The organism is Cellulomonas sp. ATA003, from assembly GCF_031582905.1.
Classification (GTDB): domain Bacteria; phylum Actinomycetota; class Actinomycetes; order Actinomycetales; family Cellulomonadaceae; genus Pengzhenrongella.
The window spans coordinates 3,987,615-4,002,079 of the sequence record NZ_CP133990.1 but is presented as its reverse complement, the minus strand read 5'-3'; the positions used below and the strand labels follow the sequence as shown (position 1 = coordinate 4,002,079).

The 14,465-nt window shown below is 74.4% G+C and carries 13 protein-coding genes and 2 pseudogenes; 3 read left to right on the top strand and 12 right to left on the bottom strand.

Translation table 11 applies throughout. The features are described 5' to 3' along the window. Positions 1 to 56 precede the first annotated feature (56 nt). Positions 57 to 434 carry an Nramp family divalent metal transporter gene (locus REH70_RS19755; protein WP_310750055.1) on the top strand — a complete coding sequence of 126 codons (378 nt, stop codon included), beginning with the start codon at positions 57 to 59 and terminating at the stop codon, positions 432 to 434. After that, the gene (locus REH70_RS19750; RefSeq protein ID WP_310750052.1) at positions 431 to 1,519 is read left to right on the top strand and encodes a manganese transporter NRAMP; all 1,089 of its coding nucleotides are present in this window, start codon (positions 431 to 433) and stop codon (positions 1,517 to 1,519) included. Before REH70_RS19755 ends, REH70_RS19750 begins: the two co-directional genes overlap by 4 nt. A 22-nt stretch (positions 1,520 to 1,541) precedes the next feature. On the opposite strand, the gene REH70_RS19745 is transcribed toward REH70_RS19750, so the two are convergent. The 4 genes from REH70_RS19745 to REH70_RS19730 all read right to left on the bottom strand — a co-directional run bounded on the left by REH70_RS19745 (position 1,542) and on the right by REH70_RS19730 (position 4,048). Beyond that, entirely contained in the window at positions 1,542 to 1,952 is a 411-nt protein-coding gene (locus REH70_RS19745; protein WP_310750049.1) for an ABC transporter permease, read from the bottom strand. Between the two features lie 11 nt (positions 1,953 to 1,963). Next, positions 1,964 to 2,389, bottom strand: a complete 426-nt coding sequence (locus REH70_RS19740) for a hypothetical protein (protein WP_310750047.1) — start codon at positions 2,387 to 2,389, stop codon at positions 1,964 to 1,966. After that, a complete protein-coding gene (locus tag REH70_RS19735) occupies positions 2,386 to 3,312 on the bottom strand; it encodes an ABC transporter ATP-binding protein (protein ID WP_396134782.1) in 927 nt (308 codons plus the stop codon). Before REH70_RS19735 ends, REH70_RS19740 begins: the two co-directional genes overlap by 4 nt. Positions 3,313 to 3,718: 406 nt before the next feature. After that, positions 3,719 to 4,048, bottom strand: coding sequence for a DinB family protein (locus tag REH70_RS19730; RefSeq protein ID WP_310750041.1), 330 nt, complete (start codon positions 4,046 to 4,048; stop codon positions 3,719 to 3,721). A gap of 343 nt (positions 4,049 to 4,391) precedes the next feature. Between REH70_RS19730 and REH70_RS19725 the strand changes: the two genes are divergently transcribed. Next, complete coding sequence (locus tag REH70_RS19725; protein WP_310750038.1) at positions 4,392 to 4,997, top strand: TetR/AcrR family transcriptional regulator; 606 nt, start codon at positions 4,392 to 4,394, stop codon at positions 4,995 to 4,997. A gap of 209 nt (positions 4,998 to 5,206) precedes the next feature. Here the strand turns inward: REH70_RS19725 and REH70_RS19720 are convergent. The 8 genes and pseudogenes from REH70_RS19720 to REH70_RS19685 all read right to left on the bottom strand — a co-directional run bounded on the left by REH70_RS19720 (position 5,207) and on the right by REH70_RS19685 (position 14,399). Beyond that, a pseudogene (locus REH70_RS19720) lies at positions 5,207 to 7,164 on the bottom strand (NHL domain-containing thioredoxin family protein). Between the two features lie 69 nt (positions 7,165 to 7,233). Continuing rightward, entirely contained in the window at positions 7,234 to 7,509 is a 276-nt protein-coding gene (locus REH70_RS19715) for a hypothetical protein (RefSeq protein ID WP_310750035.1), read from the bottom strand. A gap of 9 nt (positions 7,510 to 7,518) precedes the next feature. Continuing rightward, positions 7,519 to 7,737, bottom strand: a complete 219-nt coding sequence (locus REH70_RS19710) for a hypothetical protein (RefSeq protein WP_310750033.1) — start codon at positions 7,735 to 7,737, stop codon at positions 7,519 to 7,521. A 52-nt stretch (positions 7,738 to 7,789) separates the two neighbouring features. Next, on the bottom strand, positions 7,790 to 8,785 hold the full coding sequence (locus tag REH70_RS19705; RefSeq protein ID WP_310750030.1) for a hypothetical protein: 996 nt from the start codon (positions 8,783 to 8,785) through the stop codon (positions 7,790 to 7,792). A gap of 214 nt (positions 8,786 to 8,999) precedes the next feature. Beyond that, positions 9,000 to 9,227, bottom strand: a complete 228-nt coding sequence (locus tag REH70_RS19700) for a DUF6458 family protein (protein WP_310750027.1) — start codon at positions 9,225 to 9,227, stop codon at positions 9,000 to 9,002. Positions 9,228 to 9,374: 147 nt separating this feature from the next. Continuing rightward, positions 9,375 to 9,830, bottom strand: a complete 456-nt coding sequence (locus tag REH70_RS19695) for a hypothetical protein (protein ID WP_310750023.1) — start codon at positions 9,828 to 9,830, stop codon at positions 9,375 to 9,377. 165 nt (positions 9,831 to 9,995) lie between these two features. Next, positions 9,996 to 12,129, bottom strand: a pseudogene (locus REH70_RS19690) (prolyl oligopeptidase family serine peptidase). A gap of 44 nt (positions 12,130 to 12,173) precedes the next feature. Beyond that, the gene (locus tag REH70_RS19685) at positions 12,174 to 14,399 is read right to left on the bottom strand and encodes a bifunctional copper resistance protein CopD/cytochrome c oxidase assembly protein (protein WP_310750020.1); all 2,226 of its coding nucleotides are present in this window, start codon (positions 14,397 to 14,399) and stop codon (positions 12,174 to 12,176) included. Positions 14,400 to 14,465 lie beyond the last annotated feature (66 nt).

The following is a 14,465-nucleotide window of genomic DNA, read 5'->3' as shown; positions in this document are numbered from 1 at the left end:
GCCGAGGTGCCCGCCGCGCGCCGCCCGCGACCCGCTGCTCGTCCCGGGGGAGAGCCATGGCGACCGACGGTCCGACGCCCACCGCAGGACGCACCGCTGCGCACAGCGCGGCGCCGCCGCCCGAGGGCGTCGTCGTCGAGGAGGACCCCTACCGGCTCGACCCGGCGGCGGTCCGCGAGCCCCCGACGACGTGGCGCGGGTCCGTCCGGTTCTTCGGCCCGGGGCTGATCGTCTCGGCGTCCGTCGTCGGCGCCGGCGAGCTCATCACCGCGACCGCCCTGGGCGCCGAGGCCGGCTTCGTGCTGCTCTGGCTCGTCGTCTTCTCGACGCTGGTGAAGATCGCGGTGCAGGTCGAGATGGCCCGGTACTCCATCGTGACCGGCCAGGGGGCATGGAGGGCTACGCGAAGGTCCCACCGCGGTTCGGGCGCGTGAGCTGGGTCTTCGTCATGTGGGCGCTCATGGCGATCTCCAAGCTCATCCAGACCGGCGGGCTCATCGGCGGGATGGCGGCGGCGCTGAGCATCCTGCTGCCGATCGGGTCCGGACCGCTCGAGACGACGTCGCTGACGATCTGGGCGGTCCTGGTCACGCTGGTCGCGATCGCCACCCTCTACTCCAACCGCTACGGCCTCATCGAGAAGGTCGCCGTCTTCCTCACGATGACCTTCGTCGTGGTGACGATCGTCATCGCCCTCGGGCTGCCGATGACCGAGTTCGCCTACACCGGCGGGGAGCTCGCGTCCGGGCTGTCCTTCAGCCTCCCGGCCGGTGCCCTGGGCATCGCGATCGCGATGTTCGGCCTCACGGGTGTGGGGTCCGAGGAGATCACCGCGTACACGTACTGGTGCCTGGAGAAGGGGTACGGCCGCTGGTCGGGGCCCGACGACGGCTCGGACGACCGGCGCCGCCGGGTGCGCGGGTGGATCGCGGTCATGCAGAAGGACGCGGTCGCCGCGTGGCTCATCTACACCGTCTCCACGATGTCGTTCTACGTCATGGGTGCGGCGGTGCTGCACCCGCAGGGGCTCGTGCCGCAGGGCAACGACATGATCCTCGTGCTGTCGCAGACCTACTCGGGCGTGCTCGGCGACTGGGGTCGTGCCCTGTTCCTCGTCGGGGCCGTGGCCGCGCTCGGCTCGACGATCTGGGCGGCGATCCCGTCCTGGTCGCGGTCGTGGGCGAACGCGCTGAGCATCCTCGGCGTCTACGACTGGTCCGACGCCCGGCGCCGCAACGGGTGGATGCGGTTCTTCATCGTCGCGCTGCCGCTGATGTGGCTGCTGACGTTCCTGTGGATCTCGTCGCCGTTCGTCATGATCCTCATCGGCGGCATCGCCGGGGGGATCTTCCTCGCGGCCGTCGCGGTCGCAGCCTGGTACCTGCGGTACACGGAGGTCGACCCGGAGCTGCGCGGCGGTCGCTTCTCGACGGTCGCGCTGGGCGTCAGCGGCGTCGCGATCCTCCTGCTCGGCGTGTACAGCGCGCTGTCGGCGGCAGGCCTGGTGGAGATCGGCTGAGCCGGGTCGCTACGGAGGGGTGTCAGCGCACCCACTGCAGTGCCGCGTCGCGTGCCGCCTCGACCTGCGACCCGGACGTGCGCCGCGCCATCCGGCGCAGCACGACCGGGGTCACCAGGAAGCCGACCACCGCCCATGCGCCCAGCACGCCGACCGTCTCCAGGGTCCGCCACGACTCCCCCACCTCCAGGACCGCGGCGTCGTCGGGCAGGAAGGCGGACCGCATCCCCAGGCTGATCCAGTACATCGGGAAGACCTGCGCGACCACCTGCAGCCAGCCCCACAGCTGCGAGAGCGGGAAGAAGATCCCGGAGATGCCGGCGAGCACGAGGATCGGCAGCATCCCCCACGTGCTGACCTTCTGGGTGTTCGGCACGAGCGAGCCGATCACGATGCCGATCGGCATCGCGGCCAGCAGCCCCAGGACGATCACCCACACCACCGTCAGCCAGCCCCCGGACCGCCGCTCATCAGCCCGTCGAACAGCAGGAAGCCGGGCAGCAGGATGACGCCGAGCGACGGCAGCAGGCTGAGCGACTGGAACAGCACCTGCCCGGTGACGTACCCGGTGAGACCGTGCGGCACCGCCTTCGCCCGCAGCAGGGTCCCGTCCTCCCGCTCCATCGCGAGCGCGTACGCGGGGCCGATGACGACGCCGAACGTGAGCAGCGCACCGAGGATGCTCGGCATCGCCACCGACGGGTAGCTCAGGGACGTCCCCGCGACGTCGTTGTCGCGGTTGACGAACAGGTAGGCCAGCACACCGACCGCGGTGAACAGGTAGAACCCCTGGTCCTGCGTGCTGCGCAGGCTCTGGACGAACTCGGTCCAGCCGCGGCGCAGCCCGACCCGGATCGCGTGGCTGTTCATCGGGGCACCTCCTGGTGCGCGGGCGCGCCGGTCGAGGGCGGCGACGCGGCGGGCGGCGCAGCGCCGTGAGGTCCGTGGGGTCCGTGGGTCTCGTGCCGGCGGACGATCGCGAGATAGGTGTCCTCGAGGCTCGCGCGCCGCACCTCGAGGTCGCGCACGGCGTCGCCGTACCGGTCGAGCAGCCGGCGGACGAACGCCGTCGCGTCGGTGGTCGACTCGTGGAACGCCGTCCCGTCGCGCGTCCAGCCGACCTGCGCCTCGGTCGCGACCGCGCGGGCGAGCTCGTCCGGGGTGCCGTCCGCGACGATGCGCCCGCCGGCCAGGATGAGGATGCGGTCGGCGAGCTTCTCGGCCTCGGTGAGGTCGTGCGTGGTGAGCAGGATCGTCGTGTCCTCGCTGCGCGCCAGGTCCAGCACGAGCGTGTGGAAGTCGCGGCGCGCCTGCGGGTCGAAGCCGGCGGTCGGCTCGTCGAGGAACAGCAGCTCGGGGCGCCCGACGATGCCGATCGCGACGTCGAGACGGCGGCGCTGCCCACCGGACAGCGTGGCGATCTTGTGGTCGGCCAGCTCGGTCAGACCGACGCGCTCGAGCAGCGCCTCCACCCCGTACGGCCGCGTGCGCTCGGGGGTGGAGTAGGGCGCGTAGTACTCACCGAGGTGGGAGAGGAGGCGGCGCGGGGTCCACCGCGGGTGGTCCCGCCACGACTGCAGGACGACGCCGGTGCGCGCCCGCCAGTCCTCGCTGCCGTGCGCCGGGTCCGCACCGAGCACCCGCACGGTCCCGTCCGACGGCAGCCGGAAACCCTCGAGGATCTCGATCGTCGTGGTCTTCCCGGCGCCGTTGGGCCCGAGCAGGCACATCACCTCGCCGCGGTGCACGGTGAGGTCGACGCCGTCGAGCACGTCGGTGGTCCCGTACCGCATCCGCAGCCCCTGGACGACGACGGCGTCGTCCGGCCGGGGTGGCTGAGGACGCGGGAGCTGGAGGTCCGGTGGCGGTCCGGCGTGCGGTGGTCCGATGTCGGGATGGGGCATCGTGGCCTCCTGGCGGTCCATCGCGTGCCGGGCACTCCGGCTCGAGGCTAGGACTGCGCCGATCGGCGCCACAAGGGCGGCGCCGCACGGTCGGGCCGCGCGGGCGTCACGCCCGCCGTGCACCTGCACGACTCCCCGCGTACGCACAACCCCCGCATCGGTCCGGGTTTCCCCGTCCACACCATGCACACGTTTGTCCACAAGCTGTGCACACCGGAGGGCGCGCGGTGCACACAGGTGTGGACGAAATCTGTGGAGAACCGCCGTCCGCTCGGTGCCCCGCACGCCCCACGGGTCACGCAGCGACGTCGTGCGTGTGGTGGACGACGTCGTGCAGGTAGTACTGGACGAGGGTGCGCAGGGTGAAGGTCGACCCATTGGACCGGCGCGCCGGACGCTCGCGGGCGGCGTCCGGCACCGCGTCGAGGAGGTCGGCGAGATCGGCGGCGGCCCGCGCGAGCTCGGCCGCGACGACGGCGGGGTCCTGCTCCGCGTACCGCTCGACCACGGCCGTCTCGTCCTGGTCCCAGTTCGCGAACACCGGGTCGTTCGCGGTCAGCACGAGGCGCACGCGCTCACCGAACAGCCGGTGGACGTCGCGCACGTGCGCGCCGTACTCCAGCACCGACCACACGCCGGGCGACGGCCGCGTGCGCGCGTCCGGGCGGGCGAGCGCCGCCTGCCACCGGGGGTGAGGGCTCGGACCGCGGCAGGGATCGTGGCGGGGTCGGCATCGGCCGCGGAGAAGCCGCACTCGGGGCACGGCCGCTCGAGCACCCACGTCCAGTCCTTCGTGTCCGGCTCGACGGCGGCGTCTGGCTCGACGACGGTGTCGCGCTCGACGGCAGTGTCCGGCTCGACGGCGTCGCGGGCGTCCTCGGTCATGACCGCAGGCTAGCGAGCCGCGCCCACACAACCGCGCGCGTCCAGCCTGCACGGGACCTGACAGATCGTGCGAGGATGTCACCATGCCCAAGATCATCGGCGGGTCGCTGCACGAGCACCGTGAGCGGACCCGCCAGCAGCTCTTCGCCGCGCTCGCCGAGCTCATGGCGGAGCGCGGGTTCGACGCCATCACGCTCGCCGAGATCGCGGCGGCGGCCGGCGTCGGTCGGACGGCCGTGTACAACCACTTCGCCGACAAGGAGTCGCTGCTCCTGGGCTTCATCGCGCACGAGACGGCGCAGTACGTCGCGACGCTCGAGGAGGCGCTGGCCGGGATCGACGACCCGGTCGAGCAGCTGCGCACCTACGTGCGCCAGCAGACCCGGCTGTCGCGCGTCTTCCACCTCGCCCCCGGGCCGGATCTGCGCACCGTGCTGTCCCGCGGGACGCAGCACCGGCTGCGCGAGCACGTCGTCGGTGTCGAGGGCGTCCTGCGGCGCATCCTGGTCGCCGGCATCGACGCCGGCGTCCTGCCCCCGCAGGACATCGACACGACCGTCCCGCTCGTGCACGCGTGCCTGTCCGGTCGCGGCGTGCCGGACGACGGACCCGCCCGCGACCAGGCCGCGGCTGCCACCGAGGCCTTCGTGCTGCGCGCGGTCGGCGCCCCGGTGCCCGCTCTGGCGTGACCGGCTCCCGCCCCGCACCGCCCGGATCCCGCCCCGCGCCGCCCGGCGTCCCGTCCGCGTCCGTCCGCGTCCCACTTCGTCGAGTGTGACGTTCTGGACCCTTCCCGTCGCGCGAAGGGTCCAGAACGTCGCACTGGGCGGACGGGGCGGTTGCTGCGGCGGCTGATGCGGCGCGGGGGCACCGAGTCAGCCGTGTCAGTCGACGGTCGTCAGCCGTGCAGCGGCAGCGTGAGCGTCGGCGCGGCGCCCGGCACGACCCGCACCGGCACGCCCCAGTCCTGGGCGTTGAGGTGGCAGGCGGGGTACTCGATCGCCGGGTCCGCGTCGCAGCTCGCGGCGTGGGCGGTCACGTGGAGCACGCCCTCGGTGACCTCGGGGTTGATGCGGAGCTCACGCACGAGGTCGACGCCGTCCCCCGCGCCGTCGAGCAGCAGCTCGGGCGGGGTCGACGACACCTGCAGCCGCGTCGAGGGGCCGTACCGGTCGTCGTACTTCTGACCCTGCGCGGGCGTGAAGACGACGTCGAGGTGGAACGCCCCGGGGGCGACGTCGGTCACCGGCCGCTGGGTGCGGTGCGCACCGGCGTCGAGGATCTCCCCGCGACGTCGCGCGGCAGGCGCAGGCGGGTCAGCCGGTGCGCGGCCGACTCGACCACGAGCAGCTCGATGCCGTCCTGGGACGGCAGGACGACGAGCCCGCTCGGCTCCGCGAGATCGCGGGCGAGGGTCGTCACGGTGCCCGGGCCGCCGTCGGCGTCGGGCGCGTACCGGCGCACGGCACCGTTGTAGGTGTCGGCGATCGCGATGGAGCCGTCCGGCAGGACGGCCACGCCGAGCGGGTGCTGGAGCAGGGCCTGGTCGGCGGCGCCGTCGCGCAGCCCGAAGTCGAACAGCCCCGCACCGACCGCGGTGCCGACGGCGCTGCGCGGGTCGGTGGCCCGCGACCGGACGACCTCGAGGGTGTCGTCGCCGACGGCGTCGTCGGCCGGGGTGAGGTCGACGTGCCGCAGCGCGGACACCTCGGAGTCGGCCAGCCACAGCCGTCCGCCGTCGGGCCCGACGGCGAGCCCGGAGGTCTGCGCGAACCACGCGTCGGCGAGCGGGCCGTCCTGCAGGCCCTCGTTCATCGTCCCGGCGACGAGCTCGGTCCGACCGGCACGGGGGTCGAACGCCCAGAGCGTGTGGTTGCCGGCCATCGCGACCGCCACGGTGCCGGCGGCCGGCCACCAGGCGACGTCCCACGGCGAGGACAGCTTGATGCCGAGCGCACCCTGACCTCGCCGGTCGGCCGGCTCGTTGTCCGCGGCACCGACCATGTACTGCTCGCCGGTCCCTGCGACGGTGGTGACCATGCCGTCGGCGAGGCGGACCCCGCGCAGCGCGTGGTTGACGGTGTCCGCGACGACGACGTCGTACCCGACCACCGCGGCGACGTCGTCGGGCAGGAGGGCGAGGCCGTTGGGCTCGCTGAAGCGGGCGTCGTCGGGACCGCCGTCGACCAGTCCGCGCTCGCCGGACCCGATGCGACGCACGAGCGTCTCGCCGTCGGCCGCGACCTCGGCGAGGGAGTGGTGCCCGGCGTCGGCGACGAGGAAGGTGCCGCCCGGCAGCGGCAGGGCCTTGGCGGGGAAGCGCAGGGTGCCGGACGTCGGCTCGGGTGCGACGTACGGGCCGTCGCCTCGGTGCAGCGTCCCCTTGGCGTCGTGCTCGGCGACGAGCCGCTCGACGAGGATCTCGAGGTTGCGGGCGTGCCCCTCGCCGGCCATCTGGGCGACGATGTAGCCCTCGGGGTCGACGACGACCAGCGTCGGCCACGCGCGTGCGGTGTAGGCGGACCAGGTGACCAGGTCCGGGTCGTCCAGCACCGGGTGGTGCACCTCGTACCGCTCGACGGCGGCGGCCAGCGCGACGGGGTCGGCCTCGTGGACGAACTTCGGCGAGTGCACGCCGATGATGACGAGCTCGTCGCGGTGACGCTCCTCCAGCTCGCGCAGCTCGTCCAGGACGTGCAGGCAGTTGATGCAGCAGAACGTCCAGAAGTCGAGGACGACGACCTTCCCGCGCAGGTCCGCGAGGGTCACGGTGCGCCCTCCGGTGTTGAGCCAGCCGCGTCCGACCAGCTCGGAGGCGCGGACCCGGGGCAGCGAGGAGGAGGCGGTGGTGGTCACAGCGGTAGTGAACCGGATGAGGGGCGTCGATATGCCCGCGCGTCCGGTCCGCGGTCGCGCAGCGTCCCGTCAGCCGCGGCCGTCGCCCGGGCGCCGGGTGAACGGCGCGCCGAACCGGACCAGCCCGACGACGGCGCCGATGACGAACCCCAGCGCCGCGCCGGAGGCGATCCGGGCCGGGTCGGTGAAGGGCATCATGACGAGGTTCGCGACAGCGAGCACCGAGAACCCTCCAATGAGGAGGGAGAGACCGCCTCGGCCCCCGATGACGAACGCCAGACGCGCCACGAGAGCAGCAGCCGCGGCGGCGGCCAAGACGAAGGCGAGGACGACGGCGTCGGGCACGGGGGCGTGTCAGCCGCCGGCCCGGATGCTCCCGCTGACGCGGACGTCGACGGGGACGCCGTCCACCTGGCCGGGGACGCCGTCGCGGTCGGACTCCCGGCGGAGGTTGACCCGGACCCCGTAGCCGTCGCGGCCGTGCGTGATCCCGACGCCGCAGACACCCGGCTGTCCGGCCAGGTCGGAGCGCAACCGCGCCTTCGCGGCCCGCGCCTTCTCCAGCTCTGCCATCGCGCACCTCGCCCGGGTCGTCCGGCGCGAGGGTCGCGCCGGTGACCCGCGCTCAGCCGGCCAGTCGTGCCCCCAGTGCGTCGAGGGCCGCGCCGATCGGGTTGAGGTAGGTCAGCCCGCTGCCATTGTCGCCCCCTGTCTCGCTCCCGGCAAAGAGGAGGCCCAGGGCGACGCCGTCCGCCCGGTACACGAGGGACCCGCTGTCGCCGCCGCGCGAGAACGGCGCCGCGCTGGTGCTCTCGACCTCGATCTGGTCGTCGAAGCGCAGCTCCCCGAGCTCCTCGCCGTACCCGACGACGACGTCGTCGAGCTCGATCGCGCTCACCCGGCCCTCGGTGAGGCCCGTGGTCCGGCCGATCTTGGCGACCGACTCGCCGCCGTCCGCCACGGCGGTCGTCGTGATGAGCCCGACCGGGTAGCGCAGGTCGACCTCGGGGTCGTCGAGACGGGCGACCGCGGCGTCCACCGTCGCGGTGCGGCCGCGGGTGAGCGCGTCGAAGGCCGCGAGGACCCCGACGCGGTCGTCGGGGTCGCGGCCGCCGTCGGCGGGTCCGGGCTGCAGCACGGTGTCGCCGACCCGGGCCGACGGCGCCCCGACGAGCACGTGGTAGTTGGACAGCGCATGCAGGGCCCCGTCCACCTCGACGAAGGCGCCGAGGGTGCCGGCGCTGACGTCCGCGTGGGCGATGGAGACCCCGGGACGCAGCGGTCGCGCCCGTCCGGTCTCACCGAGGGCGAGCGCGGTCACGACCGGCGGGCGGGGCGCGGGGGCGGTGCGCCCCGGTGTCGCGCGGATCCGGCCGGTGCGGCGCACGTCGACCGTCGGCCCGACCTGCTCTGCGACCTTGCGCGCGACCATGCGGGCGGTCGGCACACCGAGCCGGTACCGCAGGGCGACGCCGTAGCCGCCGTCGGGCAGGGGCGCGAGGCCGAGCCCGATGCCTGCGCTCGCCGGCGCGGCGCCGCTGGCCCGCACCCGGCCGGCGAGGAGCTCCCCGACGTACCCCGCGAGCTGCCGCTTGACCGTGCGGGCCTCATCCCTGTCCATGCGTCCCCCTGCTCGTCCACGCCGGACCACCGCTCGGTCCGCTGCGGTCGAGTGTGCCGGACCCCACCCACACGGCCACCGGCCGCGGGGCGCACGCCCGGTCCCGGGCCGACCGGAGGCACGCCCGGGTGCGCGACCGGTCGCGGCGGTTCGACCGTCACCCGGCCGGGTGGGACGCCGGGCTCGGTGGGACGCCCGACCCTGGTGCGCGGCGTCAGTACGCGGGCGGCGGGCGACGGTCGTCGTGCCGCTCGACCACCTCGCGGTGCGAGGTGTTGCTGCGCTGGGCGTTCACGACCAGCGCGATGATCAGAGCCAGCACACCCGCGCCCATGCAGATGTAGCCGATCATCGCCAGGTCGACGCCCTCCACGCTGTCGCTGACGGCGAACGCCAGGATGGCGCCCACCACGATGAGGAAGATCCCTCCGCCGATTCCCATCGATCCGGTCCCTTCGTCGTGGCCGGGGTTCTCCGAGCCTTCCCCGAGTCTGGTGGCGCGACCCGCCGTGCGCGCGTCGGGTGACGCGCGCACGGCTCGATCGGGTGACCACGGGTCACCAGTTCACCGGGTCATCGGGTCACCGGGTCACCGGGTCGCTGCGTCGGCCGCGCCACCGCGGCGGGACGGCGTCGTCGACTCCAGCCGTCGCTGGACGGCGGTGCTCGCCCGTGGTCGGCTGAGGGTCGCGGCGCGCTGGGCGAGGCCGCCCTGACGACCGCACGACCGCAGAACCGCAGGACCGCAGGACCGCACCGACGCACCGACCACCCGAGGAGCACCGTGCCCCACCTGACCGATCTGACCGAGCACCACCTCCAGGCCGCGCGCGCCTCGGCGCACGGCCGCAGCGCCGAGCTCGTCCTGCACGACGGCCCGCTGCGCCAGTCCGTCATCGCGCTGACCGCCGGCACGGAGCTCGCCGAGCACAACTCCCCGCCGGCGGCGAGCCTGCACGTCCTGCGCGGGCGCGTGCGGGTGACCGGCGTCGAGGGACCGGAGATCGCGGCCGGCGAGCTGCAGGTGCTCACGCACCTGCGGCACGCCGTGACCGCGCTCGAGGACTCGGTGTTCCTCCTCACGACGGTGACGAGCCAGCCCACCCCGCGCACGACGGCGACCCGGCGGACGCCCACGAGGGCTGAGCGCCCGCCCGGTCGGTCAGCGGGGACCGGTCAGGCCCTCATCCGAGGCCCTCATCCGAGGCTCTCATCCCAGGACCTCCGGCAGGTCGCGCTGCTCGCCGAGCACGTGCTCGGCCAGGTACGCCGAGACGACGCCGTACCAGACCACCGCGTGCTGCGGCGTGAGCACCCAGTGGTTCTCGTCCGGGAAGTACAGGAACCGGTGCGGGCTGCGCCCCTCCTCGTCGGCGGGCAGGCCGGAGCGCTCGAGCAGCTCGTACCAGAGCCGCAGCCCCTCCCCGATCGGCACCCGGTAGTCCTTGTCGCCGTGGATCACGAGCATCGGTGTCCGGATGCTCTCCACGAACCGGTGCGGGGAGTTCTCCAGCGCCATGGCCTCGGTCATCTCGCGCGCCCAGAAGTACGCCGCGTCGGTCGTCGGGCCGAACTGGTCCAGCGCCCACAGGCTCGCGTGCGTGACGATCGCCCGGAACCGGTCGGTGTGGCCGGCGACCCAGTTCGCCATGTAGCCACCGAACGAGCCGCCCATCGCGGCGGTGCGCGTGCTGTCGACGTCCGGGCGGGCGCACGCGGCGTCGGTGATCGCGAGCAGGTCCGTGTACGGCGCGCCGCCCCACGCGCCCCACCCGCGCTGCACGAAGTCCTGCCCGTAGCCGGTGGACAGCGCCGGGTCGGGCAGCAGGACGGCGTAGCCCTCGGCGACGAGCAGCCACGGGTTCCACCGCCACGACCACGCGTTCCACGACCCGAGCGGGCCACCGTGGATCCACAGCAGCAGCGGTGCCGGTGCGTCGTCGTCGGACCCCTCCGGCACGGCGAGCCAGGCGCGCACCCGCGTGCCGTCGTCGGTGGTCGTCTCGATCTCGGTGAGCAGACCGGGCAGCTCGGGCAGCGGGGCCGGACCGGGGAGGGCGACGGCCTCGACCGGGGCGTCGACCGCCGCGGCGAGGTCGATGCGGACCGGGTGCGCGGGCTCGAGGAAGGAGGACCGCAGCGCGTACACGGATGTGCCGTCCGGGCTGACCTGCAGGTCGCTGAAGGCGGCGTCGTCGGCGGTGACGCGGGTGACCGCACCGGACGCGACGTCGATGCGGAACACCGGTGCGCGGCCGTCGTCGTCGGCGACGACCACGAGCGCGTTCGAGTCGGGGACCCACTGCGCGCCGTGCGGCCAGCGGTCCCAGCCCTCGGCGAGCGGCCGCACGTCGCCACCGGCGAGCGGGACCAGCGCGAGCGTCCGGCGGGGGCTCGATCGGGGTGCTGATCGTCTCGCGCTCGAACGCGACCCACGCACCGTCGGGCGAGACGACCGGGGACGACAGGTCGGCGGCGACGTCGTCGGCCAGGACGCGGCGCTCCCCGGTCGCGACGTCGATCGCGACGATCGCGGTGCGCACCGCGGTGCGGACCGTGCGGGACCAGGCCGCGACGAGCGTGGTGCCGTCAGGGCTGAGCGACGCCGAGCCCTGGCGCAGGGCGGCCGCACCGGCGTCGGGCGTGAGGTCACGCAGGTCGAGCCTCGGCTCGGGCTCGCCGGCGGTCGGGGCCACGAGGTCCCCGGTCACCGGTGCGGTGAACAGGTGCGGCGCGGCCGGCCCGAGATCGTGGTCCCAGTACCGCACCGGGTAGCCGCTGTGCAGGATCGCGGCGACCTTCTTGTCCTTGCGTGCAGCGCGCAGCTCGTCGTCGTGCGCCGCGTCGCGGGCCCGGGGCAGCACGTCGGACGTCACGACGACGACCGGTGCGCGGCGGGCGGTCACCGGGGCGCTCACGCCGCCGGGTCGACCGGCCACGACGCGCGCCTCCGCGCCGTCGGCGGGCAGCAGCCACAGGGCCGACGGCGCGTCGTCGCTCTCGGTCCCGTCCGGGTCGGGCCGCGCCGAGGTGAACAGCAGGTCGCCGTCGGAGGTGAAGGCGGCGCCGGACTCACCGTGCCGCGAGCGGGTGAGCCGCCGCGCCGGACGCTCGCCGGCGGGGTCGATCTCCCACAGCGCCGTGGCGTACTTCGTGCGCTTGTCGTCGAGGGTGGCCACCGAGGTGACCAGGCGGGTGCCGTCGGGCGAGAGCGCCAGGCCGCCGGTGCGGGGCAGTGCGATGTAGCGCTCCAGGTCGTGGAACGGGGTGCCGGGGTCGGCGGCGTCGGGTGTCGCGGCGGCGTCGGGCGAGTCGGTGGTCTGCGGGGTGGTGTCGGAGCTCACCTGCGCAGTCCTACCACCGGTGTCCGACGACGACACGTCGGGTGTCAGTCCCGGGCGCGCGCCGCGTCCCGGCCTGTGTCGGACCGCGGACCGTGCGCCGAACCATCCTGCGGACCCTGCGCCGGACCGTCCTTCGGACCGTGCGCGGGATCGTCCTGCGGGCCGCGCGCCGGACCGGCCTGCGGGTCGCGCCCGGCCAGGCGGGCCAGCATCGCGTTGTACTCATCCATCTCGACGTCGCCGTCGCGGTCGACCTTGCGGTCGCGGCGGCGGGCGACCCGTTCGTCGTCCCGCGCCCAGGAGAACGCGACGACGATCGCCAGCGCGATCGTGGGCACCTCGCCGATACCCCACGCGATCGCGCCGCCCTGCTGCTGGTCGACGAGGGCGGACGGCCCCCACTCACGGCCGAGGTTGCCGAACCAGTCGGGCGCGATCAGGACCTCGCCGCCCATGAGCGTGACGCCGAAGAAGGCGTGGAACCCCATCGTCCCGAGCAGCAGGAGGAGCCGCTGGGGGTAGGCGGGACGGTGCGGCGAGGGATCGATCCCGACGAGCGCGTTGACGAACAGGTACCCCGCGAGCGAGAAGTGCACGATCATCGCCAGGTGCCCGAGCGTGGTCCGCAGCGCGAGCTCGAACAGGCCCGTGTAGTAGAACGCGATCATCGACAGCGCGAAGTTCGCCGCGGCGACGACCGGGTGGCCGAAGAACTGGGCAACCCGGCTGTTGACCAGCGTGAGCAGCCACTCCCGCGGTCCGCGGGAGGCGTCCCGACGGCCGGGCAGGGCCCGCAGCGCGAGGGTCACCGGGGCCGCGAGCACGAGGAAGATCGGCACGACCATCGCCAGGATCATGTGCTGGACCATGTGGACGCTGAACAGCACGTGGCCGTACGTCGCGAGGCTCCCGGACGTGGTCCACGCGAGGAGCAGCATCCCGATCACCCACACGACGGTCCGCCCGACCGGCCACGCGTCGCCGCGGCGGTGCAGCCGCAGCACCCAGCGCCCGTAGACGACCAGCCCGGCCGCGCACGCCGCGGCGAGCAGCAGGTCCCACCGCCACTGGGTGAACCACGCGTCGCCGACCGGTGCGGGCGGGAGCGGGTGGCCGGTGACGATCTCGGCCGGCGTGGGGTCGGTGACCGGGTCGTCCGGCACGGGCGGCGGGGTGACCGACAGCGCGACGGCGACCCCCGAGACGGCGCCCATGAGCAGCAGCTCGACGGTGACGAGCCGCCACAGCAGCATGGTCGCCCGCGGGGCGCGGTCGCCGTCGGGCGTGGTCAGGCGCGGGATGACGGCGCGCCGGTGACCCCACCCGACGGCACCGATGACGAGGAAGAGCCCGATCTTGGCCAGGAGCAGCGCCCCGTACGGGGTCGTCAGCCCGTCGACACCGCCGAGGCGCAGCGCGCCGTTCACGGCGCCGGACACGGCGACGGCGACGAAGCACCACGCGGCGACGGGCGAGTAGCGGGCGACGGCCGGGCCGACGTCGGCCCCGAGCCGGCGGTCCAGCACCGCGAGGGCGGCGAGCGCGCCGATCCACACGGCGGCGCCGAGCAGGTGCAGGAAGAACGAGGTGATGGCGAGCTCGTGGTTGGTCGCGCCCGCGGAGTGACCGGTCTGCGACTGCAGGACGAGCGCGACGACGGCGAGGGCGGCGGCCCACGCGGCGCCGGTCGGCGTCGTCACGAGCAACGCGACGGCGCTGGTCACGGCCGCGACGACGACGACGCCGATCAGGGTCCGGCCGAGCGAGATCTGCCCGATGAACACCCCGAGCTCGGACCCGAAGGTCGGCCCGCCCACCGGGCGGCCGGCGACGCTCGCGTACGTCAGCACGAGCCCGACGACGCTCAGCGCGGTCCACACCGACGCGGCGGCCCCCGCGAGGGTCAGCGCGGCGGGATAGGCGCGGCCGTCGACGATGGCCGCTCCGCGCCGGACCGGTCTGCCCGGGCTGCCGGAGGAGCCGGTGCTGCCGGAGCCGCCGGCGCCGCCGGTGCCGCCGGTGCCGCCGGTGCCGCCGGTGCCGCCGGACGAGCGTGGCAGCACGCACACCGCCAGGACGAGCGCGCCGATGGTGACTGAGGCGGCGAGCTGCGCCATCGTCTCGGTGACCGGCAGACCCCACCGCACGACGGCCCCCGGGTCGCCCAGCACACCGGGCGCGGCGGCGCCGGACGCGATGAGCCCGACGAGGACGGCGATCGCGCCGGCCGAGCCGAGCACGACGAGCCGCGCGACGTTCCACCTGGTCACCACACGGTCCAGGGTAGGTCGGCACCGGACCGATGACCGCCCGCGGGGTGGCCTCGTGGGTCACAG

Excerpts from the sequence above, each read along its gene's own strand:
- REH70_RS19725 (WP_310750038.1), top strand. The coding sequence starts at position 4,392 with ATGCCCAAGATCATCGGCGGGTCGCTGCACGAGCACCGTGAGCGGACC.
- REH70_RS19700 (WP_310750027.1), bottom strand. The coding sequence starts at position 9,227 with ATGGGAATCGGCGGAGGGATCTTCCTCATCGTGGTGGGCGCCATCCTG.
- REH70_RS19710 (WP_310750033.1), bottom strand. The coding sequence starts at position 7,737 with ATGGCAGAGCTGGAGAAGGCGCGGGCCGCGAAGGCGCGGTTGCGCTCC.
- REH70_RS19705 (WP_310750030.1), bottom strand. The coding sequence starts at position 8,785 with ATGGACAGGGATGAGGCCCGCACGGTCAAGCGGCAGCTCGCGGGGTAC.
- REH70_RS19735 (WP_396134782.1), bottom strand. The coding sequence starts at position 3,312 with ATGCGGTACGGGACCACCGACGTGCTCGACGGCGTCGACCTCACCGTG.
- REH70_RS19755 (WP_310750055.1), top strand. The coding sequence starts at position 57 with ATGGCGACCGACGGTCCGACGCCCACCGCAGGACGCACCGCTGCGCAC.
- REH70_RS19740 (WP_310750047.1), bottom strand. The coding sequence starts at position 2,389 with ATGAACAGCCACGCGATCCGGGTCGGGCTGCGCCGCGGCTGGACCGAG.